Source organism: Serratia sp. CY76391, assembly GCF_052166695.1.
GTDB lineage: Bacteria > Pseudomonadota > Gammaproteobacteria > Enterobacterales > Enterobacteriaceae > Serratia > Serratia nematodiphila.
Window position 1 is genome coordinate 26,543 of record NZ_JBJNOJ010000017.1, and the last position, 19,986, is coordinate 46,528.

General features: G+C 61.1%; 19 protein-coding genes. 13 read left to right on the forward strand and 6 right to left on the reverse strand.

What is annotated here, in order from left to right:
- Nucleotides 1-1,029: an S-methyl-5-thioribose-1-phosphate isomerase gene (gene mtnA, locus ACJ8PN_RS24095; protein ID WP_171453361.1), complete on the reverse strand. Its 1,029-nt coding sequence runs from the start codon at nt 1,027-1,029 to the stop codon at nt 1-3.
- 146 nt (nt 1,030-1,175) lie between these two features.
- Between mtnA and mtnK the strand changes: the two genes are divergently transcribed.
- Nucleotides 1,176-2,375: an S-methyl-5-thioribose kinase gene (gene mtnK, locus ACJ8PN_RS24100; protein ID WP_351110121.1), complete on the forward strand. Its 1,200-nt coding sequence runs from the start codon at nt 1,176-1,178 to the stop codon at nt 2,373-2,375.
- Nucleotides 2,376-2,448: 73 nt separating this feature from the next.
- Here the strand turns inward: mtnK and ACJ8PN_RS24105 are convergent, their stop codons facing one another.
- Nucleotides 2,449-2,601 (reverse strand): Hok/Gef family protein, encoded by a 153-nt coding sequence (locus ACJ8PN_RS24105; protein ID WP_004930217.1) that lies wholly within the window; start codon nt 2,599-2,601, stop codon nt 2,449-2,451.
- Between the two features lie 284 nt (nt 2,602-2,885).
- Complete coding sequence (gene fadE, locus ACJ8PN_RS24110; RefSeq protein WP_044031891.1) at nt 2,886-5,342, reverse strand: acyl-CoA dehydrogenase FadE; 2,457 nt, start codon at nt 5,340-5,342, stop codon at nt 2,886-2,888.
- A gap of 246 nt (nt 5,343-5,588) precedes the next feature.
- Here fadE and lpcA point away from each other — a divergent pair, with 246 nt between their 5' ends.
- Together lpcA and ACJ8PN_RS24120 are read left to right on the forward strand one after the other, a co-directional pair.
- Entirely contained in the window at nt 5,589-6,170 is a 582-nt protein-coding gene (lpcA, locus tag ACJ8PN_RS24115) for a D-sedoheptulose 7-phosphate isomerase (RefSeq protein WP_004930220.1), read from the forward strand.
- A 101-nt stretch (nt 6,171-6,271) separates the two neighbouring features.
- On the forward strand, nt 6,272-7,075 hold the full coding sequence (locus tag ACJ8PN_RS24120) for a class II glutamine amidotransferase (RefSeq protein ID WP_004930222.1): 804 nt from the start codon (nt 6,272-6,274) through the stop codon (nt 7,073-7,075).
- On the opposite strand, the gene dpaA is transcribed toward ACJ8PN_RS24120, so the two are convergent.
- Nucleotides 7,010-7,780: a peptidoglycan meso-diaminopimelic acid protein amidase gene (gene dpaA, locus ACJ8PN_RS24125; RefSeq protein WP_004930225.1), complete on the reverse strand. Its 771-nt coding sequence runs from the start codon at nt 7,778-7,780 to the stop codon at nt 7,010-7,012. The genes ACJ8PN_RS24120 and dpaA overlap by 66 nt on opposite strands.
- A gap of 554 nt (nt 7,781-8,334) precedes the next feature.
- On the opposite strand from dpaA, the gene ACJ8PN_RS24130 reads away from it, so the two are divergent.
- Genes ACJ8PN_RS24130 through nqrM form a run of 8 tightly spaced genes read left to right on the forward strand, consistent with a single transcriptional unit; the run spans nt 8,335 to nt 15,445 of the window.
- Entirely contained in the window at nt 8,335-9,684 is a 1,350-nt protein-coding gene (locus tag ACJ8PN_RS24130; protein WP_171453364.1) for a Na(+)-translocating NADH-quinone reductase subunit A, read from the forward strand.
- A gap of 3 nt (nt 9,685-9,687) precedes the next feature.
- A complete protein-coding gene (locus ACJ8PN_RS24135; RefSeq protein WP_411261901.1) occupies nt 9,688-10,929 on the forward strand; it encodes an NADH:ubiquinone reductase (Na(+)-transporting) subunit B in 1,242 nt (413 codons plus the stop codon).
- Nucleotides 10,919-11,713, forward strand: coding sequence for a Na(+)-translocating NADH-quinone reductase subunit C (locus ACJ8PN_RS24140; RefSeq protein WP_015376731.1), 795 nt, complete (start codon nt 10,919-10,921; stop codon nt 11,711-11,713). The genes ACJ8PN_RS24135 and ACJ8PN_RS24140 overlap by 11 nt, the downstream gene beginning before the upstream one ends.
- Complete coding sequence (locus tag ACJ8PN_RS24145; protein ID WP_004930232.1) at nt 11,706-12,335, forward strand: NADH:ubiquinone reductase (Na(+)-transporting) subunit D; 630 nt, start codon at nt 11,706-11,708, stop codon at nt 12,333-12,335. The genes ACJ8PN_RS24140 and ACJ8PN_RS24145 overlap by 8 nt, the downstream gene beginning before the upstream one ends.
- A 6-nt stretch (nt 12,336-12,341) precedes the next feature.
- Nucleotides 12,342-12,938, forward strand: coding sequence for an NADH:ubiquinone reductase (Na(+)-transporting) subunit E (gene nqrE / locus ACJ8PN_RS24150; protein ID WP_015376732.1), 597 nt, complete (start codon nt 12,342-12,344; stop codon nt 12,936-12,938).
- 15 nt (nt 12,939-12,953) lie between these two features.
- The gene (gene nqrF / locus ACJ8PN_RS24155; protein WP_442535295.1) at nt 12,954-14,177 is read left to right on the forward strand and encodes an NADH:ubiquinone reductase (Na(+)-transporting) subunit F; all 1,224 of its coding nucleotides are present in this window, start codon (nt 12,954-12,956) and stop codon (nt 14,175-14,177) included.
- A complete protein-coding gene (locus ACJ8PN_RS24160) occupies nt 14,161-15,210 on the forward strand; it encodes an FAD:protein FMN transferase (RefSeq protein WP_351110117.1) in 1,050 nt (349 codons plus the stop codon). The genes nqrF and ACJ8PN_RS24160 overlap by 17 nt, the downstream gene beginning before the upstream one ends.
- A 7-nt stretch (nt 15,211-15,217) precedes the next feature.
- Entirely contained in the window at nt 15,218-15,445 is a 228-nt protein-coding gene (gene nqrM / locus ACJ8PN_RS24165) for a (Na+)-NQR maturation NqrM (RefSeq protein WP_004930244.1), read from the forward strand.
- Nucleotides 15,446-15,476: 31 nt separating this feature from the next.
- On the opposite strand, the gene ACJ8PN_RS24170 is transcribed toward nqrM, so the two are convergent.
- On the reverse strand, nt 15,477-16,370 hold the full coding sequence (locus ACJ8PN_RS24170) for a glycerophosphodiester phosphodiesterase family protein (protein WP_442535296.1): 894 nt from the start codon (nt 16,368-16,370) through the stop codon (nt 15,477-15,479).
- A gap of 183 nt (nt 16,371-16,553) precedes the next feature.
- Here ACJ8PN_RS24170 and dinB point away from each other — a divergent pair, with 183 nt between their 5' ends.
- Nucleotides 16,554-17,615: a DNA polymerase IV gene (gene dinB / locus ACJ8PN_RS24175; protein WP_442535297.1), complete on the forward strand. Its 1,062-nt coding sequence runs from the start codon at nt 16,554-16,556 to the stop codon at nt 17,613-17,615.
- Between the two features lie 42 nt (nt 17,616-17,657).
- Here dinB and pepD read toward each other — a convergent pair whose 3' ends face one another.
- Complete coding sequence (gene pepD, locus ACJ8PN_RS24180) at nt 17,658-19,118, reverse strand: beta-Ala-His dipeptidase (RefSeq protein ID WP_351110113.1); 1,461 nt, start codon at nt 19,116-19,118, stop codon at nt 17,658-17,660.
- Nucleotides 19,119-19,457: 339 nt separating this feature from the next.
- Here pepD and gpt point away from each other — a divergent pair, with 339 nt between their 5' ends.
- Nucleotides 19,458-19,916 carry a xanthine phosphoribosyltransferase gene (gene gpt, locus ACJ8PN_RS24185; RefSeq protein WP_004930253.1) on the forward strand — a complete coding sequence of 153 codons (459 nt, stop codon included), beginning with the start codon at nt 19,458-19,460 and terminating at the stop codon, nt 19,914-19,916.
- The last annotated feature ends 70 nt before the right edge of the window (nt 19,917-19,986 follow it).

Genomic DNA, 19,986 nt, shown 5'->3' on the forward strand with positions numbered 1-19,986 from the left:
TTAACCCAGCGTCCGCCGGAAAATCCCCGCTTCAACCTGCTGCGGCGTGATCACGCCGCTGTCGAACACCCACCCGCTGATGAGTTTTGCCGGCGTGACGTCGAACGCCGGATTGTAGACCGGCGCATCGGTCGGCGCCCACTGGCAGGCGCCGAAGCTGCCTGAAACGCCGGTGACTTCGGCCGCCGCGCGTTGCTCGATCGGGATGGCGGCGCCGTCTGGGCAGTGCGGATCGTGGGTGGTATGCGGGGCAGCCACGTAGAATGGAATGTCATGGTAGTGCGCCAGCACCGCCAGGCTGTAAGTGCCAATCTTGTTGGCGACGTCGCCGTTGGCGGCGATGCGATCCGCACCGACCCACACCGCATCGACCTGGCCCTGCGCCATCAGGCTGGCGGCCATCGAATCGCAGATCAGGCGATAGGGAATGCCCAGCTCGCCCAGTTCCCAGGCGGTCAGACGGCCGCCCTGCAGCAGCGGCCGGGTTTCATCGACCCATACCTGTTGCACCTTGCCCTGCTGGTGGGCGCGCAGCAGCACGCCGATGGCGGTGCCGACGCCGGCGGTGGCCAACCCGCCGGTATTGCAGTGGGTCAGCAGGCGGCTGCCGGGCTTGACCAGACCAGCGCCGCGATCGGCGATGCGATCGCACAGCAGGCGATCTTCCTCCACCAACCGCAGCGCTTCGTTCACCATCGCCGGCGCCCAGTCAGGCTCCGCCAGCGCCAGCTTCATGCGATCCAGATTGTTCATCAGGTTAACCGCCGTCGGGCGGGCGGCGCGCAGCGTGTGCAGCGCCTGCTCCAGCTCGGCGCGCGTCAGACCGCGTTCCGCCAGCAGCGCCAACAACAGGCTGGCGGACAGCCCGATCAGCGGTGCGCCGCGCACCCGCAGGCTGTGAATGTGCCCGACCAACTCCTCCACGCTGTCGCAGGCGCGCCACCGCTTTTCCTGCGGCAGGGCTTGCTGATCGAGGATCCAAAGGCGGTTGTCCTGCAGGGTCAAACTGGTGGTGTTAAGCGCTTGCATCGGCGGTTAATTCCTTGTTGCGAGGTTATTGCATCTGAAACGCTATTCTGCCAACATGACTTCCAGATGTATAGACGTCCAAATGCTTTTACGTCTAAATAAACAGAATCGCTGGGGGCAGCGAGAGAGAACAGAGGGGTTGGGGAATGTCGCTTTATCGTACGTTTACGGCTACCGATGCCGTTGAATACGCCCGCCAATACGGGCAGGTGGCCGAACCGCAGGCGCTGGTCAGCGCCGACGAGATCGGCGACGGCAACCTGAACCTGGTGTTCAAGATCCGCGATCGCGAAGGCGTGAGCCGGGTGATCGTCAAACAGGCGTTGCCGTACGTGCGCTGCGTGGGCGAATCCTGGCCGCTGACGTTGGATCGGGCGCGTATCGAAGCGGAAACGCTGTTGATCCACGGCGGTTTCTGCCCGCGACATACGGTAAAAGTCTTGCACCACGATCCCGAGTTGGCGGTGATGGTGCAAGAAGATCTCTCCGATCATCGCATCTGGCGCAGTGAACTGGTGCAGGGGAACTATCATCCGCTGGCGGCCGGGCAGCTGGCGGAATACCTGGCGCAGACTCTGTTCCACACCTCCGATTTTTATCAGCCGGCGCAGCAGAAAAAAGCGGAAGTCAGCCGCTTCACCAACCCCGAACTGTGCCAGATCACCGAAGATCTGTTCTTTACCGATCCCTATATCGATCATGAGCGCAATCAGTTCGAGGCGGCGCTGTTGCCGCAGGTGCAGGCGCTGCGTGAGGATGCGCCGCTGAAGCTGGCGGTCGCCAGCCTGAAACACCGCTTCCTCAGCAAGGCGGAGGCGTTGTTGCACGGGGATATCCACAGCGGTTCAATTTTCGTGGCGGAAGGGCGATTGAAAGCGATCGACGCTGAATTCGGTTTCTACGGCCCGATCGGTTTTGATGTCGGCACTGCGTTAGGCAACCTGCTGCTCAACTATTGCGGCCAGCCTGGGCTGTTCGGGCCGCGCGACGCCGCCGCCGGGCGCGAGCAGCGTCTGCAGGATGTGCGCGAGCTGTGGCTGATCTTTGCCGATCGTTTCCTGGCGCTGTGCCATCAGCAAAGCCGCGATGCGGCGCTGGCGACGCCGGGTTACGCCGAGCAGTTCCTGCAGCAGGTCTGGACTGATGCGGTAGGGTACTGCGGTACCGAGCTGATTCGGCGCACTATCGGCCTGGCGCACGTCGCCGATCTGGACAGCATCGCCGACGCCGACATGCGCCTCGGCTGTCAGCGTCATGCGCTGGGCTTGGGGCGCACGCTGATCGTCAATGCGCCGCAGATCGAGCATATCGATGCACTGTTGGCGCGCATTCGTCAGCAAGGCTGAAAAGGCGGGTGCTCGTGGATCCTGCCTGACATCATCAGCCAACGGGCGGGGCGAACTCCGCCGTTGGGTTGCCTTACCGTTCGGATTCGTAAGCCAAAGTAGCCGCAACCTCCGAGTCTCCCAACCTGATGCGCAGTTCGCACAGCGAACCGCGGGTTAGCCAGATGAACGCGATCAGCGTCATACAGACGATCACCAGTTTAAGCACGACCCGTTTTTGCTGCATTTTTGACCTCCCTATCCTTGCCTTGCGGCGGGTAAGAGGCTAACCTGATGTTGCTTGGCATCAGAGTGGCCTCGGGTTGATAATATCGACTCGGGGCCTTTCTCTTTCTCTCCTTTGCCAAGGCTCCGGACAGAAAGATCCAGAGCACCCGCGGCGCAGTCTACCCGAACTTCCTTCCCGTTAAATCCGCCGTTGCGCCAACCTGCGGCGCGGTGCGCAGTTTGTCATGAAAGCAAAAGAAAAAGGGGCGATGATGATCGCCCCTTGGATGCGTGAAGTGAACCTTAAGCCGCTTCGGTCTGCTGCTGGCGCTTAGACTGCGCCGCCGGCTTTTCCGGCTTGGCGGCCGCCAGCGCATCCGGCGCAAAGTCGTCCACGTTGATGGAGCGCAGGCGGCTCTCTTCGGCTTTCACCAGGATCTTCGCCTCGTCGGCGCTGATCTTGCCTTCTTCCAGCGCGCGCTCCGCCAAACGATCCAGACGGGTGAACGGCAGGTTTTTGCCGACCGCCTTGCACAGGCGTTCGTGAATCGGCTCGGCGGCCATCACGTCGGCCAGCGCCGCTTCCAGCAGGCCGATTGGATTATGCTCGCTCGGCGTCAGGTACTGGCCGCGCCCCAGACGGCTGCGGGTGGCGGAAGGCACCTGCAGGATCTTGGCCAGCTGATGATCCAGGCGATCGGACGGCGCGGTATGCACGCGGCCGAACGGGAAGACCACGAAGCGCAGCGCGCCGGCGATAAAGCGGTTCGGGAAGTTGCGCAGCAGATCATCCAGCGCCTGTTCGGCTTTATGCAGGCTGTCTTGCACGCCCCAATGCACCAGCGGCAGATCTTCTTTCTGACGGCCTTCGTCGTCAAAGCGTTTCAGCACGGCGGAAGCCAGGTACATCTGGCTGAGGATATCCCCCAGGCGAGCGGAGATGCGCTCGCGGCGCTTCAGGCTGCCGCCCAGCACGCCCATGGAAACGTCCGACAGCAACGCCAGGTTGGCGCTCAAGCGGTTCAACTGCTGATAGTAACGACGGGTCGCGTCCTTGGTCGGCGTGGCGCTGGTGCGGCCGTTGGTCAGGCCCAGCCAGAAGCTGCGTACCTTGTTGCTGCCGACGTGGCCCAGGTGGCCGAACAGCGATTTATCGAAGGCGTTCAGATCGTTGTTCTGCGCCGCCGCCATTTCATCCAGCACATAAGGATGGCAGCGGATCGCGCCCTGGCCGAAGATCATCATGGTGCGGGTCAGGATGTTCGCGCCTTCCACCGTGATGGCGATCGGTGCACCCTGATAGGCGCGAGCCAGGAAGTTGGATTCGCCCAGCATGATGCCTTTACCGCCGGCGATGTCCATGGCGTCAACGATCGACTGCTGGCCGCGGTGCGTACAGTGGTATTTGACGATGGCCGACAGCACGGCCGGTTTCTCACCCTGCACCAGCGCGTAGGTGATCAGCGAAGCGGCGGCGTCCATCACATAGGTGTTGCCGGCGATGCGCGCCAACGGCTCTTCGATCCCTTCCATCTTACCGATGGAGATCTTGAACTGACGGCGAATGTGCGCGTAGGCGCCGGTCGCCAGGGCGATGGATTTCAGGCTGCCGGTGGAGTTGGACGGCAGGGTGATGCCGCGACCGACCGACAGGCATTCAACCAGCATGCGCCAGCCCTGGCCGGCCATTTTCGGCCCGCCGATGATGTAATCGATCGGCACGAACACGTCGGTGCCGCGGGTCGGGCCGTTCTGGAACGGCACGTTCAGCGGGAAGTGGCGGTTGCCGATTTCCACGCCCGGCGTGCTGGTCGGGATCAGCGCACAGGTGATGCCCGGGGATTCGTTGTCGCTCAGCAGGCGGTTCGGGTCATGCAGTTTGAACGCCAGGCCCAGTACGGTGGCGACCGGCGCCAGCGTGATGTAGCGCTTGTTCCAGGTCAAGCGCATGCCCAGCACCTGCTTGCCTTGCCATTCGCCCATGCACACGGTGCCGACGTCTGGAATGGCACCGGCATCGGAGCCCGCTTCCGGGCTGGTCAGCGCGAAGCAAGGGATCTCGTCGCCGCGCGCCAGGCCCGGCAGATAGTGGTTTTTCTGTTCTTCGGTACCGTAGTGCTGCAGCAGTTCGCCCGGGCCGAGGGAGTTCGGTACGCCGACGGTGATCGCCAGGATGCCGGAAACGCCGGCCAGTTTTTGCAGCACCATCGCCTGAGCGTAAGGGGAGAATTCCAGGCCGCCGTACTCTTTCTTGATGATCATCGCGAAGAAACGGTGTTCTTTCAGGTACGCCCAGAGTTCAGGCGGCAGATCGGCCAGTTCGTGGGTGATCTGGAAGTCGTTGGCCATGCGGCAGGCTTCTTCCACCGGGCCGTCGATAAACGCCTGCTCTTCTTCCGTCAGGCGCGGTTTCGGGTAGCTGTGCAGCTTGTTCCAGTCCGGCGCGCCGCGGAACAGATCGCCTTCCCACCAGGTGGTGCCCGCGTCGATCGCTTCTTTCTCGGTGGTGGACATCGGCGGCATCACCTTGCGGAAGGCGCGCAGCGCCGGCGCGGAGAGCAGAGAGCGACGCACAGAGGAAAGGTTCAGCGGCAGCAGCACGATCGCCAGCGGCAGCAACAGCCAGAAGCTCCACAGGCCGATTGCGCCCATGGCGGCGGTGTACGCCACCAGGATCAGGCTGCTGAGGGTAAGGTTCACTCGGTGGTAGAACACCACGCCGAGGAGCGCCAGTAAAACGACAATACTAAGAACCATCATAAGAAGCTCCGAAGTAGTAAGAGGTCTGACCTGTTGTGTGTATGTAATAGGTTTTAGTACAAGGCAGAATTTTTATCAATGTGTTTACAGTTTAATTACAACTCAGGTCACAAACTGACAGCACCAATCATCAAAAACCTCTCCGCTTCCTTAACCGGCGCGCTGTTTGGCTGAGAATGCTTCTCGCTGTTTCCGCGATCCGGTACACTGCGGAGCGGAAGATTTGACGATAACAAGAGGTTCCTCATGTACCACGACCTTATTCGCAGTGAACTGAACGAAGCGGCTGATACCCTGGCGAAATTTATCAATGACGACGCCAACATCGACGCCATCCAACGCGCGGCGGTGCTGCTGGCGGATTCCTTCAAAGCCGGCGGTAAAGTGATTTCCTGCGGCAACGGCGGTTCCCATTGCGACGCGATGCACTTCGCCGAAGAGCTGACCGGCCGCTACCGCGAAAACCGCCCGGGCTACCCGGCGATTGCCATCTCGGACGTGAGCCATCTGTCCTGCGTCAGCAACGACTTCGGCTATGAGTATGTGTTCTCGCGCTATGTGGAAGCGGTGGGCCGCGAAGGCGACGTGCTGCTGGGCATTTCCACCTCCGGCAACTCCGGCAACATCATCAAGGCTATCGACGCGGCGCGTGCCAAGGGGATGAAAGTGATCACCCTGACCGGCAAGGACGGCGGCAAGATGGCGGGTTCCGCCGATGTGGAAATTCGCGTGCCGCACTTCGGCTACGCCGATCGCATCCAGGAGATCCACATTAAAGCGATTCACATCTTGATTCAGCTGATCGAAAAAGAGATGGTTAAGGCGTAATAGCCTTCGGGGGGCTGCGGCTCCCCATGAATAAGACTGCGGACGCCGCATATATGCCGTGCCCGCACAGCCTGTGTCAGTGTGGTTAAGGAGTGCTGGCGATGTGTGAACTGCTCGGGATGAGCGCAAACGTACCGACCGATATCTGCTTCAGCTTTACCGGCCTGGTACAGCGCGGCGGCCGCACCGGGCCGCATAAGGATGGCTGGGGCATTACCTTCTATGAAGGGAACGGCTGCCGTACATTCAAGGATCCGCAGCCGAGCTTCAACTCGCCGATCGCCCGCCTGGTGCAGGACTACCCGATCAAGTCTTGCGCGGTGGTGTCCCATATTCGCCAGGCCAACCGCGGCGAAGTGGCGTTGGAAAACACCCATCCGTTCACCCGTGAACTGTGGGGCCGCAACTGGACCTACGCGCACAACGGCCAATTGAAAGGCTATCGCCAGCTGGATACCGGCACGTTCCGCCCGGTCGGCCAGACCGACAGCGAATACGCGTTTTGCTGGCTGCTGCACCAGCTGGCGCTGAAATATCCGCGCACCCCGAGCCAGTGGCCGGCGGTATTCCGCTATATCGGCCTGTTGGCGAGCCAGCTGCGCAAGAAAGGGGTGTTCAACATGCTGTTGTCGGACGGGCGCTTCGTGATGGCGTATTGCTCCACCAACCTGTATTGGATCACGCGCCGCGCGCCGTTCGGCAAGGCGACGCTGCTTGATCAGGACGTGGAGATTGATTTTCAGCAACAGACCACACCGAACGATGTGGTCACGGTGATCGCCACCCAACCGCTGACCGCCAACGAAACCTGGCACAAGATTGAGCCAGGCGAGTTCGCGTTATTTCACTTCGGTGAGCGGCTTGTTCTGAGCGAAGGGGTTGGTGTTGGGCGTCGGGCTGGCTGACGCGTACTGCGTCATCATGCCGCCGCTGCTCATCAGCGGTTGACCCAAGACGTACTGGCCATTGACCACGCCCATTGTCGGCGGTTGGCGGTTCTTCGCGAAGTAATCGTAGCCCGGCTTCAGCTGGCGCCAGAAGGCGATATAGCTGGATGACGCATGGCGTTTCAGGTTCTGTTCGGTCATGCGGAACGGGTAGATGCTGATGTCGACGCGGCTTTGGCCATAGGCGAAGGCGGCTTCGACGTAGCGATAGATCTCATCCATATAGGTGTTGGTCATCGCGTAACAGCCGATCGATTTACATTCACCGTGGATCATCAGATAAGCGCCGGAATAGCCCTGCGACTTATCGTAATCGTTAGGGAAACCGATATTGATCGCCCGATAATACTTGCTGTCGGGTTTCAGATGGCGCGCGTCAACGCTATAAAAGCCTTCAGGACTTTTAAAGTCGCCTTCACGACGTTTAGGACCCAGCCCGCCGGAGAAATTACAGATCGGGAACGTGTTGACCAGGCGGAATTCATTGCCCATTCTGGCATACAATTCCAGCTTGCGTTCCTCTTTGAAGATCTGAATATAGACCGGCGAACCCAATAATTGCTGTTTAACTACCGGTGCTTCGGGTACCTGCTCGCTGGCGCTGCAGGCCGTGATCATCGGCATAGAAACAAGCATCGCAAACAACAGCGCGATTTTGCTCATTATAATTCCTGCTTATATTTATCTGCCGGCGTAATCAACCTGGCCAGCATGCCACTGATTATTGTTTTTACTGCTGCAAAACACCGCCAGATTACCAGCGCGTTTATTTTTAGCAATACGTGATATGTATAAAAAAACGACAAAGCTCGATAAAAGTGAAATGACCGGCAGATTTTAACGATAAGTAGTGAAAAACAGGCGAAATTTAATTGCGTTTGCTTGACCCAAGTCACGACGTAACGCAGAACAATGTTGCGAACAATGTTAATATTCCCTCTTCAATTTAACGCGCGGTGGCGATTGAAGCGGCAGGGGTTATGGCATATAACCCGGCCGTTTTGGTGGTTATTTGGCTACAGGCCGTTAACACATCGATTGTCACGCAAACAACGGAAAGGGGGGAATCAAGGGAATGCGCGTTACCCCATATATTCACTGCGAGAAAGTTCATGTTGGGTGTGCCGTCGTGCGCACTGCCCGGCAATCCTGGCATCGTCCGCACCCGCCTCTGGGGCCGGGCAGACGTGTAAACCAAACTACATCGTATAAATCCTATGATTAAGATCAGAAAAGGGTTAGATCTGCCGATAGCCGGGGTTCCGGTTCAGGCGATCCAAGATGGCCCGAACATTCAGCATGTCGCCCTGCTTGGGGAAGAGTATGTCGGAATGCGCCCCTCCATGCTGGTGCAGGAAGGCGATACCGTTAAGAAAGGCCAGGCGTTGTTCGAAGACAAGAAAAACCCCGGGGTTTTCTTCACGGCTCCCGCCAGCGGCCGCATCGCCGCGATTAACCGCGGCGAGCGGCGCGTATTGCAATCGGTGGTGATTGCGCTGGAAAACGGCGGCGACGATCAGCTCGAGTTCGCGCACTACCCGCTGGGTGAACTGGCCCAGCTGCCGCGCGAGCAGGTCGAAAGCGAACTGATCGCCAGCGGCCTGTGGACCGCGCTGCGCACCCGTCCGTTCAGCAAGACGCCGGCTCCCGGCAGTGAACCGCGCGCCATTTTCGTCACCGCGATGGACACCCAGCCGTTGGCCGCCGATCCGCAGGTGATCATCGCCGAGCAGCAGGCGGCGTTCAACGCCGGGCTGGTGGTGCTGGCGCGCCTGACGGCGGGCAAGGTGCACGTATGCCACGCCGCCGGCGCCTCGGTTGGCCAGCAGAGCGGCCCGCAGATCGCCTACAGCGAATTTGCCGGCCCGCATCCCGCCGGGCTGGCGGGCACCCACATTCACTTCCTTGAACCGGTCAGCCTGAAGAAAACCGTTTGGCACATCGGTTACCAGGACGTGATCGCCATCGGCACGCTGTTCACCACCGGCAAGCTCGACACCCGCCGTGTGGTGGCGCTGGCCGGGCCGCAGGTGGCGCAGCCGGCGCTGCTGCGCACCCGCCTGGGGGCCAGCCTCGATGAGCTGACCGCCGGCCGCCTGAAAGGCGGCGAGAATCGGGTGATCTCCGGTTCGGTGCTGAACGGCATGCACGCCGCCGGGCCGAACGCCTGGCTCGGCCGCTTCCACTCGCAGGTGTCGGTGCTGGAAGAAGGGCGCGACAAAGAGCTGTTCGGTTGGATCGTGCCCTCGCCGAACAAGTTTTCCATTACCCGCACCACGCTGGGCCACTTCCTGAAGAACAAACTGTTCGCCTTCTCAACCACCACTAACGGCGGCGAGCGCGCCATGGTGCCGATCGGCAACTACGAGCGGGTGATGCCGCTGGATATTTTGCCGACGCTGCTGCTGCGCGATCTGCTGGCGGGCGACAGCGACAGCGCGCAGGCGCTGGGTTGTCTGGAGCTGGACGAGGAAGATCTGGCGCTGTGCACCTTCGTTTGCCCCGGCAAGTATGAGTACGCGCCGGTGCTGCGCGAGGTGCTGACCAAGATTGAGCAGGAAGGATAACCGATGGGCCTGAAGAATTATTTCGAGAAGATAGAGCATCACTTCACGCCGGGCGGCAAACTGGAAAAGTGGTACCCGCTGTATGAAGCGACCACCACGGTGTTTTACACCCCCGGCACGGTGACGCGCGGCGCTTCGCACGTGCGCGACGCCATCGATTTGAAACGCATGATGATCCTGGTGTGGCTGGCGGTGTTCCCGGCGATGTTCTGGGGCATGTACAACGTCGGCCAGCAGGCGATCCCGGCGCTGCACCATCTGTACAGCGGCGAGGCGCTGCAACAGGTGTTGGCGGGCGACTGGCATTATCGCCTGGCGCAGTGGCTCGGCGCCTCGCTGGCGGCCGACGCCGGCTGGGTCAGCAAAATGGTGCTGGGCGCCTGTTACTTCCTGCCGATCTACGCCGTGGTGTTCGTCGTCGGCGGCTTCTGGGAAGTGCTGTTCGCCATTATCCGCAAGCATGAGGTCAACGAAGGTTTCTTCGTCACCTCTATCCTGTTCGCGCTGATCGTGCCGCCGACCCTGCCGCTGTGGCAGGCCGCGCTGGGCATCACCTTCGGCGTGGTGGTGGCCAAAGAGATCTTCGGCGGCACCGGGCGCAACTTCCTCAACCCGGCGCTGGCCGGCCGCGCCTTCCTGTTCTTCGCCTATCCGGCGCAGATCTCCGGCGATCTGGTGTGGACTTCCGCGGACGGTTTCTCCGGCGCGACGCCGCTGGCGCAGTGGAGCGCGGGCGGGGCGCACAGCCTGAGCAACGTGGCCACCGGCCAGTCCATCAGCTGGATGGACGCTTTCCTCGGCAACATTCCCGGCTCCATCGGTGAGGTATCCACGCTGATGATCCTGATCGGCGGGGCGATTATCCTGTTCGGCCGCGTGGCCTCCTGGCGCATCGTCGCCGGCGTAATGCTCGGCATGGTGGCTTCCGCCCTGTTGTTCAACGCCATCGGTTCGGACACCAACCCGATGTTCGCCATGCCGTGGTACTGGCATCTGGTGCTGGGCGGCTTCGCCTTCGGCATGATCTTTATGGCGACCGACCCGGTTTCGGCCTCCTTCACCAATAAGGGGAAATGGTGGTACGGCATTCTGATCGGCGTGATGTGCGTGCTGATTAGGGTAGTCAACCCCGCCTATCCGGAAGGCATGATGCTGGCGATCCTGTTCGCCAACCTGTTCGCGCCGCTGTTCGATTACCTGGTGGTGCAGGCCAACATCAAGCGGAGAAAAGCCCGTGGCGAATGAAGCGAAAAATGACGGCATCGGTAAAACGCTGCTGGTAGTGCTGCTGCTGTGTCTGGTGTGTTCAGTGGTGGTGGCGGGCTCCGCCGTCGGCCTGAAGTCCAAACAGCAGGAGCAAAAGCTGCTCGATAAGCAGCGCAATATTCTCGACGTAGCCGGCCTGTTGCAGCCGAAAATGGAGAGCGAGCAGGTCAAGCGCCTGTACAGCGAGCGCATCGAACCGCGCCTGGTGGATCTGAACAGCGGCGAGTTTGTCGCCGGCAAAGCGGCGGCGTTCGATCTGGGCGCCGCGCTGCGCGACGACGCCAAAAGCGTGGCGCTGGCGGCGGGCGACGATCCGGCCGGCATCAAGCGCCGCAGCAACCAGGCGGAAATCTATCTGGTGCGCGATGAAAGCGGCCAGGTGAACAAGATTGTGCTGCCGGTATACGGCACCGGCCTGTGGTCGATGATGTACGCCTTCGTGGCGCTGGATAACGATGGCAATACGGTCAAGGGCATCACCTACTACGACCAGGGGGAAACCCCGGGGCTGGGCGGCGAGGTCGAGAACCCGTCCTGGCGCCAGCAGTGGGTCGGCAAGCAGCTGTTCGACGACAACGGCCAGCCGGCGATCCGCGTGGTGAAAGGCGGCGCGCGTCAGGGGGACGTACACGGGGTGGATGGCCTGTCCGGCGCCACGCTGACCTCCAACGGCGTGCAGCATACGTTTGATTTCTGGTTGGGCGAGCACGGCTTCGGCCCGTTCCTGAAAAAAGTTCGTGAAGGAGCGCTGAAAAATGGCTGATTCCAAAGAGATAAAGCGGGTCCTGCTGGGGCCGCTGTTCGACAATAACCCGATCGCCCTGCAGGTGCTGGGCGTCTGTTCGGCGCTGGCGGTGACCACCAAGCTGGAGACGGCGGTGGTGATGACCATTGCGGTGACGCTGGTGACCGCGTTCTCCAGCTTCTTCATCTCGCTGATCCGTCACCATATTCCCAACAGCGTGCGCATCATCGTGCAGATGGCGATCATCGCCTCGCTGGTGATCGTGGTCGATCAGCTGCTGCGCGCCTATGCGTTCGAGATCTCCAAGCAGCTGTCGGTGTTCGTTGGCCTTATCATCACCAACTGCATCGTGATGGGGCGCGCCGAGGCCTACGCCATGAAGTCGCCGCCGATCGAGAGCTTTATGGACGGCATCGGCAACGGGCTGGGCTACGGGGTGATCCTGGTGCTGGTCGGTTTCCTGCGCGAGCTGATCGGCTCCGGCAAGCTGTTTGGCGTGCCGGTGTTGGAAACGGTGCAGAACGGCGGTTGGTATCAGCCGAACGGCCTGTTCCTGCTGGCGCCGAGCGCGTTCTTCATCATCGGCCTGCTGATCTGGGTGCTGCGCACCCTGAAGCCGGCGCAGATCGAAAAGGAGTAAAGGCCGATGGAACACTATATCAGCCTGTTTGTGCGCGCGGTGTTCGTCGAGAACATGGCGCTGGCGTTCTTCCTCGGGATGTGTACCTTCCTGGCGGTCTCGAAGAAGGTCTCGACCGCCTTTGGCCTGGGCATCGCGGTGACCATCGTGCTCGGCATTTCGGTGCCGGTGAACAACCTGGTCTACAACCTGATCCTGCGCGACGGTGCGCTGGTGGAAGGCGTCGATCTGAGCTTCCTCAACTTCATCACCTTCATCGGCGTGATCGCGGCGCTGGTACAGATTTTGGAGATGATCCTCGATCGCTTCTTCCCGTCGCTGTATAACGCGCTCGGCATCTTCCTGCCGCTCATCACCGTGAACTGCGCCATCTTCGGCGGCGTGTCCTTCATGGTGCAGCGCGACTACAACTTCGCCGAATCGGTGGTGTACGGCATCGGTTCCGGCACCGGCTGGATGCTGGCGATCGTCGCCATGGCGGGGATCCGCGAAAAACTCAAGTATGCCAACGTGCCGGCAGGGCTGCGCGGCCTGGGCATTACCTTTATCACCACCGGACTGATGGCGCTGGGCTTCATGTCCTTCTCCGGTGTTCAGTTGTAAAGGCGGGAAGAATTTATGGAAATTATTTTAGGCGTAGCGATGTTCACCGCCATCGTGATGGTGCTGGTGTTGCTGATCCTGTTCGCCAAATCGAAGCTGGTGAACACCGGCGACATCGCGGTGGAAATCAACGGCGATCTGGATAAGAGCTTCCATGCGCCGGCGGGCGACAAGCTGCTCAACGTGCTCTCCAGCCAGGGGATCTTCGTCTCCTCGGCCTGCGGCGGCGGCGGCTCCTGCGGCCAGTGCCGGGTGGTGATCAAAGAGGGCGGCGGCGATATCCTGCCGACCGAGCTCTCGCACATCAACAAGCGCGAAGCGAAAGCAGGGTGCCGCCTGGCGTGCCAGGTGAACGTGAAGCAGAACCTGAAGATCGAGCTGCCGGAAGAGATCTTCGGCGTGAAGAAATGGGAGTGCGAGGTTATCTCCAACGATAACAAAGCCACCTTTATCAAAGAGCTGAAGCTGAAGATCCCCGATGGCGAAGACGTGCCGTTCCGCGCGGGCGGTTTCATCCAGATCGAAGCGCCGGCGCACGACATCAGCTACGCCGACTTCGACGTGCCGCAGGAGTATCGCGGCGACTGGGACAAGTTCAACCTGTTCCGCTACCGCTCGACGGTGAACGACACCACGGTACGCGCCTACTCGATGGCCAACTACCCGGAAGAAAAGGGCATCATCATGCTCAACGTGCGTATCGCCACGCCGCCGCCGAACAATCCGGAGGTGCCGCCGGGCATCATGTCTTCCTATATCTGGTCGCTGAAGCCGGGCGACAAGGTGACCATTTCCGGGCCGTTCGGCGAGTTCTTCGCCAAGGACACCGACGCCGAAATGATCTTTATCGGCGGCGGCGCGGGCATGGCGCCGATGCGCTCGCACATCTTCGATCAGCTCAAGCGCCTGAACTCGAAACGCAAGATCACCTTCTGGTACGGCGCACGTTCGCTGCGCGAGATGTTCTATGAAGACGACTTCAACCAACTGCAGGCGGAGAACGACAACTTCACCTGGCACGTGGCGCTGTCGGATCCGCAGCCGGAAGATAACTGGACCGGCTACACCGGCTTTATCCATAATGTTCTGCTGGAGAACTACCTGAAGAACCACCCGGCGCCGGAGGACTGCGAGTTTTACATGTGCGGGCCGCCGATGATGAACGCCGCGGTGATCAAGATGCTCAAAGATCTGGGCGTCGAAGACGAAAACATCATGCTGGATGACTTTGGTGGCTAAATTGCGCGCATTGGCGACGAAGAACTGGCTGACGGGCGTGGCGCTGAGCGCCACCCTGCTGCTGACCGGCTGCGGGCCGGAACAGGTGGATCTGACGGGTAAAACCATGGGCACCTCGTATTCGATCCGTTACGTGACCGGCGACGATACGCCGTCGGCGCGCGAGATGCAGGCGGAGATCGACAAACGGCTGGAACAGGTGAACGATCAGATGTCCACCTACCGGCCGGATTCCGAGCTAAGCCGCTTCAACGCCAGCCGCGACATTGACCGGCCGTTCCCGGTTTCGCCGGCCACCGCCGAAGTGGTGCGCGAAGCGCTGCGCATCAACCGCGTTACTGATGGCGCGCTGGACGTGACCGTCGGGCCGCTGGTCAACCTATGGGGTTTCGGCCCGGAAGGGCGGCCGGACAAAGTGCCGAGCGAGGCGGAACTGGAGCACCGCCGCGCCTGGACCGGCGCCGATAAACTGGCGGTGCAGGGCAGCGCGCTGGTGAAAAGCATCCCCGAGCTGTATGTCGACCTGTCTTCGATTGCCAAAGGATACGGCGTGGACGTGGTGGCGGAGTATCTGCAATCGCAACACGTGAAAGACTACATGGTGGATATCGGCGGTGAAGTTCGTACCCGCGGGCGTAACGGCGAGCAAAAGCCGTGGCGCATTGCCATCGAGCGCCCGACCGCCGGCGCGCAGCAGCAGGCGCAGCTGGTGATCCAGCCGGGGGAGATGTCGATCGCCACCTCGGGTGACTATCGCAACTACTTCGAGCAGGACGGGGTGCGCTATTCGCACACCATCGATCCGGTCACCGGGCGGCCGATCCATCATCGGCTGGTGTCGATCACCGTGCTGAGCCCGACCTGCATGACCGCCGACGGCCTGTCCACCGGCCTGAACGTGATGGGGCCGGAGCGCGGCATGGCGCTGGCCAACCTGCTCGGTATCCCGGTGTTCATGATCGTGAAAACCGCCGACGGGTTTGAGGAGCGTTATTCGGACGCGTTCAAACCCTATCTGAAAAAGCGTTCGTGAGGTTGCTATGTTGACGGTATTCGCCGCTACCTTCGTGTTGTTCTTGCTGATCGTTGGCGGGATGTCGCTGGGTTACGTGTTCAAACGCAAAAGCCTGCAGGGCAGCTGCGGCGGCATCACCGCGCTGGGCATGGAGAAAGTCTGCGACTGCCCGGAACCCTGCGATGCGCGCAAAAAGCGCGAAGCCAAAGCGGCGCAGCGGCGCGAGCAGTTGGACAAGCACCGCATTCTGTAGCGAAGCGAAAACCCGGCCTTGGCCGGGTTTTTTATTTCGCCTTGCGGAAGCTTTTCGCCTCGGCCGGCGAGTTGACCATCACGCCGTCGGCCCCCAGCGCCAGTGCCTGCTGATACGCCTGCGGCGTGTTGACGCCGAACAGAATGATGTGCGCCGGGCCCTGCGAGCGGAAACAGTCCATCGACTCTTTATCCCAGGTCAGAAACGCCTTAGAACGCCCCTCTCCGAGGGTATATTTCTCTACCACCTCCACCTCGCGCTTCAGCTCCAGCCCGTACCAGCGCGGCTGCCGGTTGTCCGGTTTGACGTCGCACTGGTGCGCCATGGTGACGTTGGCCAGCAGCGTGCGGGTTTCGTCGCGGCTTTCAAAGCGGGGGATGGCCGGCGGCAGCGCCTGCAGGTATTTGGCGTCGGTAGAGTAGACGCGGATGCGGTTCAGGCTGTCGGTGCTTTGCAACGTCGCCAGCAGCGCCTGGCCAAACTGCGCCGGATCGGCGTCCGGGGATTTGATGTCCAGATAGAAGGTGACGTGCGGGAACGCCTTTAGCACCTCGTCCAGCTGCGGAATGCCGATGCCCTGGCCGCGGAACGGATGCGCATCGCCTTTGGCGAACGCCCAGCCGGCATCGGTCTCGGCCAATTGCGCGGCGGTATACGCAGAAACCGGGCCCTGCCGGTTGGTCAGCGCCTTCAGATCCGAGGGGCGATACAGCACGATGACGCCGTCTTTGGATTCTTGCAGGGTGATCCAAATGGCGTCGGCACCGTTTTTCAGCGCGGTTTCGATGGCGATGCGAGTGTTTTCCGGCGCATCGGCGGTGCCGCCGCGATGGGCGACGATCGCCGGCGCGTGACCGGCAGCGCTGGCCGCCAGCGCGCTCAGCGACAGCGCGGAAGCCAGCAGCCAATGAGAAAATCTGTTCATGTAGAGTACCTTGTCATTATCGTTGTGGTGAGCCGCAGGGGATAGCTGAGATCATACTATTGAAAAATTAAGCTTTTTTAACAACGCGGAAATATCTGACGGAAGCGGCGCTTTCATCGAAGCCTGCGGCCTTGAGCTTTCGGCATCTGACTGTATACTTATACAGTGTTACTGGAGGGTGCGATGCGTAAAATCATTCATGTCGATATGGACTGCTTCTTCGCGGCGGTGGAAATGCGCGACGATCCCAGCCTGCGTGAGATCCCATTGGCGATTGGCGGCAGCGCCGATCGGCGCGGGGTGATCAGCACCGCCAACTACCCGGCGCGGCGCTACGGCGTACACAGCGCCATGTCCACGGCGATGGCGCTCAAGCTGTGCCCGCATCTCACCCTGCTGCCGGGGCGCATGGCGGCCTACAAAGAGGCTTCGCTGCACATCCGTGAAATCTTCGCCCGCTATACTCCGTTGATCGAGCCACTGTCGCTCGATGAAGCCTATCTCGACGTGACCGACAGCCCGCAATGCAACGGCTCGGCGACGCTGATCGCCCAGGAGATCCGTCAGGCGATCGCCGACGAGCTGAATCTCACCGCGTCGGCCGGCGTCGCGCCGATCAAGTTTCTCGCCAAAATCGCCTCCGAGATGAACAAGCCGAACGGGCAATACGTGATCACGCCGGCGCAGGTGCCGGCGTTTTTGCAGCAGCTGCCGCTCAGCAAGATCCCCGGCGTCGGCAAGGTGACCGCCAAACGGCTGGAGGAAGTGGGGCTTATCACCTGCGCCGACGTGCAGCAATACGATTTGGCGCAGCTGCTCAAGCGCTTCGGCAAGTTTGGCCGGGTGTTGTGGGAGCGGTGTCAGGGCATCGATCGGCGCGAAATCTCGGCGGAGCGGCTGCGCAAATCGGTGGGGGTGGAGCGCACGCTGGCGGAAGACATTCACGACTGGGAAGACTGCGAAACGCTGATTATCGACAAACTCTATCCCGAGTTGGAGATGCGGTTGCGCAAGGTAAAGCCGGATCTGCACATCGCCCGGCAGGGCGTGAAGCTGAAGTTTCAGGATTTTCAGCAAACCACCCAGGAGCACGTCTTCCCGGTGCTGAATCAGCAGGATTTGCTGGCGGTGGCGCGGCAGGCGTGGCGCGAGCGGCGCGAAGGGCGCGGCGTGCGGCTGGTGGGGCTGCATGTGACGCTGCTCGATCCGCAGCTGGAGCGGCAGCTGGCGCTGCCTTGGGAATAAAAAAGCCGGCGAGTCGCCGGCTTTTTGCGTTAAGCGCGCAGATTACGCGCGCTCAGGGATCGCTTTCAGCAGCGAGGTCAGCAGCTTCCAGTACAGACCGACGCTTTCGATATGCACCTGCTCATCCGGCGAGTGCGGGCCGGTAATGGTTGGCCCGATCGATACCATGTCCATGTTTGGATACGGCTTTTTGAACAGGCCGCATTCCAGGCCGGCGTGGATCACCATGATGTTCGGCGTCTTGTTGAACAGATCCTGATACAGCTCGCGCACCAGGTGCATCACCGGCGAGTCGGCGTCCGGCTGCCAGCCCGGGTAGCCGCCCTTCGGCGCCACTTTGGCGCCGGCCAGCTGGCCCAGCGCGGTCAGCATCTCGACCACGTAATCTTTGCCGCTGTCGATCAGGGAGCGGATCAGGCAGATGATTTCCGCTTCGTTTTCGCTGGTGGTGACCACGCCGACGTTCAGCGAGGTTTCCACTACGCCTTTGACTGCGTCGCTCATGCGGATCACGCCGTTCGGCGTGCCGTTCAGCAGCGCCAGGAAGCGTTGCTGGCTGTCGGCGCTCAGCGCCTGCGAAGCGCTGGTGGCCGGCTCCAGCAGCACGGTGATGTTCTTCTCTTTGGCGGAGAGTTCGTTCTGCAGCACCGCCAGGAACTCCTGGCTCAGCGCTTTCAGCGCGTCGGCTTTTTCCGCCGGCACCGCAACCACCGCGGAGGCTTCACGCGGGATGGCGTTGCGCAGGGTGCCCCCGTTCAGATCCAGCACGCGCAGGTTCAGCGCCGCCGCATGGGCGAACAGGAAGCGCGCCAGCAGTTTGTTGGCGTTGCCCAGCCCGACGTGGATCTCGGCGCCGGAGTGGCCGCCTTTCAGGCCCTTGAGGGTCAGCTTCAGGGTTTGATAACCGGCCGGCACCGCTTCGCGCTGCAGTGGCAGGGTGGTGATGAAGTCGATACCGCCGGCGCAACCCATGTAGATTTCGCCTTCTTCTTCGGAATCGGTATTGATCAGGATGTCCGCCTGCAGCCAGTTCGGCTGCAGCCCGAAGGCGCCGTCCATGCCCGCTTCTTCGGTCATGGTCAGCAGGACTTCCAGCGGGCCGTGCTCAACGCTGTCGTCGGCCAGCACCGCCAGGGCGGAGGCCATGCCGATGCCGTTGTCGGCGCCCAGCGTGGTGCCGCGCGCTTTCACCCACTCGCCGGCGATATAAGGCTGGATCGGATCCTTGGCGAAGTCGTGCACGGTGTCGTTATTCTTTTGCGGCACCATGTCCAGGTGCGCCTGCAGCGCGACCGACTTGCGATTTTCCATGCCTTTGGTGGCCGGTTTGCGCAGCAGGATATTGCCGACCTGATCGCGCTCGGCGTGCAGGTTCTTTTCTTTGGCCCAGGTGAGGATGTGCTGCGCCAGCGCTTCTTCATGATAAGAAGGGTGCGGGATAGAACAGATCTTGGCGAAAATATCCCACAGCGGCTGTGGCGAAAGCTGAGACAATTCAGACACTATAAGTCTCCTGTGACGGCAGGCTCCGACAGGACGGGCGTGCCGCGCGGTTAAGGTGAGCGGGTATCTGTGCGTCGTGGCACGATCGTCAGAGAATATCACTTTATTTCCGGCGGTGCGCGCCCCGTATTGTGCGGTTTAAGCGCTTGATCACACGGCTTCGCGGCGGGAACGCTCGTTTTTTCAGCATCAATCACCGAAAATCCGCCCGGCGGAAATCGCGAGGTTTTCCTCGGTACAGCTGGAATTCAACGCGGCCAGTCTCTATAATCTCGCGCAACCTTTTTTCCCCTGAACTATAAAGTAAGCCGCTTCACCAGCCGGCTGGGACACGATTCTATGAGCGAAAAATACGTTGTTACCTGGGATATGCTGCAAATACACGCACGCAAGCTGGCGCACCGCCTGCTGCCTGCCGACAAATGGACCGGCATCATTGCCGTCAGCCGCGGCGGCCTGGTGCCGGCGGGCCTGCTGGCGCGCGAACTTGGCATTCGCTATGTGGATACCGTCTGCATTTCCAGCTACGACCATGACAACCAGCGCGAAATGAAAGTGCTCAAGCGCGCCGAAGGCGACGGTGAAGGTTTCATCGTGGTGGACGATCTGGTGGATACCGGCGGCACCGCAAAAGCGATCCGCGACATGTACCCGAAAGCGCATTTCGTCACCATCTTCGCCAAGCCGGCGGGCCGTCCGCTGGTGGACGACTATGTGATCGACATCCCGCAGGACACCTGGATTGAGCAGCCGTGGGACATGGGCGTCAGCTTCGTTCCCCCTATCGGCGGTCGCTAAGCCCAGCCAGTTCCAAGTCAACGCCCGGTTATGCCGGGCGTTTGTTTAAGGATAAACGTGATGGCGTTGT

What these genes read in the sequence shown, in the direction of transcription:
- ACJ8PN_RS24160 (WP_351110117.1), top strand. Translation starts at nt 14,161, where the DNA reads ATGACTTTGGTGGCTAAATTGCGCGCATTGGCGACGAAGAACTGGCTG.
- ACJ8PN_RS24145 (WP_004930232.1), top strand. Translation starts at nt 11,706, where the DNA reads ATGGCTGATTCCAAAGAGATAAAGCGGGTCCTGCTGGGGCCGCTGTTC.
- fadE (WP_044031891.1), bottom strand. Translation starts at nt 5,342, where the DNA reads ATGATGGTTCTTAGTATTGTCGTTTTACTGGCGCTCCTCGGCGTGGTG.
- nqrF (WP_442535295.1), top strand. Translation starts at nt 12,954, where the DNA reads ATGGAAATTATTTTAGGCGTAGCGATGTTCACCGCCATCGTGATGGTG.
- ACJ8PN_RS24135 (WP_411261901.1), top strand. Translation starts at nt 9,688, where the DNA reads ATGGGCCTGAAGAATTATTTCGAGAAGATAGAGCATCACTTCACGCCG.
- nqrM (WP_004930244.1), top strand. Translation starts at nt 15,218, where the DNA reads ATGTTGACGGTATTCGCCGCTACCTTCGTGTTGTTCTTGCTGATCGTT.
- ACJ8PN_RS24170 (WP_442535296.1), bottom strand. Translation starts at nt 16,370, where the DNA reads ATGAACAGATTTTCTCATTGGCTGCTGGCTTCCGCGCTGTCGCTGAGC.
- lpcA (WP_004930220.1), top strand. Translation starts at nt 5,589, where the DNA reads ATGTACCACGACCTTATTCGCAGTGAACTGAACGAAGCGGCTGATACC.
- dinB (WP_442535297.1), top strand. Translation starts at nt 16,554, where the DNA reads ATGCGTAAAATCATTCATGTCGATATGGACTGCTTCTTCGCGGCGGTG.
- nqrE (WP_015376732.1), top strand. Translation starts at nt 12,342, where the DNA reads ATGGAACACTATATCAGCCTGTTTGTGCGCGCGGTGTTCGTCGAGAAC.
- mtnK (WP_351110121.1), top strand. Translation starts at nt 1,176, where the DNA reads ATGTCGCTTTATCGTACGTTTACGGCTACCGATGCCGTTGAATACGCC.
- ACJ8PN_RS24105 (WP_004930217.1), bottom strand. Translation starts at nt 2,601, where the DNA reads ATGCAGCAAAAACGGGTCGTGCTTAAACTGGTGATCGTCTGTATGACG.
- gpt (WP_004930253.1), top strand. Translation starts at nt 19,458, where the DNA reads ATGAGCGAAAAATACGTTGTTACCTGGGATATGCTGCAAATACACGCA.
- ACJ8PN_RS24130 (WP_171453364.1), top strand. Translation starts at nt 8,335, where the DNA reads ATGATTAAGATCAGAAAAGGGTTAGATCTGCCGATAGCCGGGGTTCCG.
- mtnA (WP_171453361.1), bottom strand. Translation starts at nt 1,029, where the DNA reads ATGCAAGCGCTTAACACCACCAGTTTGACCCTGCAGGACAACCGCCTT.
- dpaA (WP_004930225.1), bottom strand. Translation starts at nt 7,780, where the DNA reads ATGAGCAAAATCGCGCTGTTGTTTGCGATGCTTGTTTCTATGCCGATG.
- ACJ8PN_RS24120 (WP_004930222.1), top strand. Translation starts at nt 6,272, where the DNA reads ATGTGTGAACTGCTCGGGATGAGCGCAAACGTACCGACCGATATCTGC.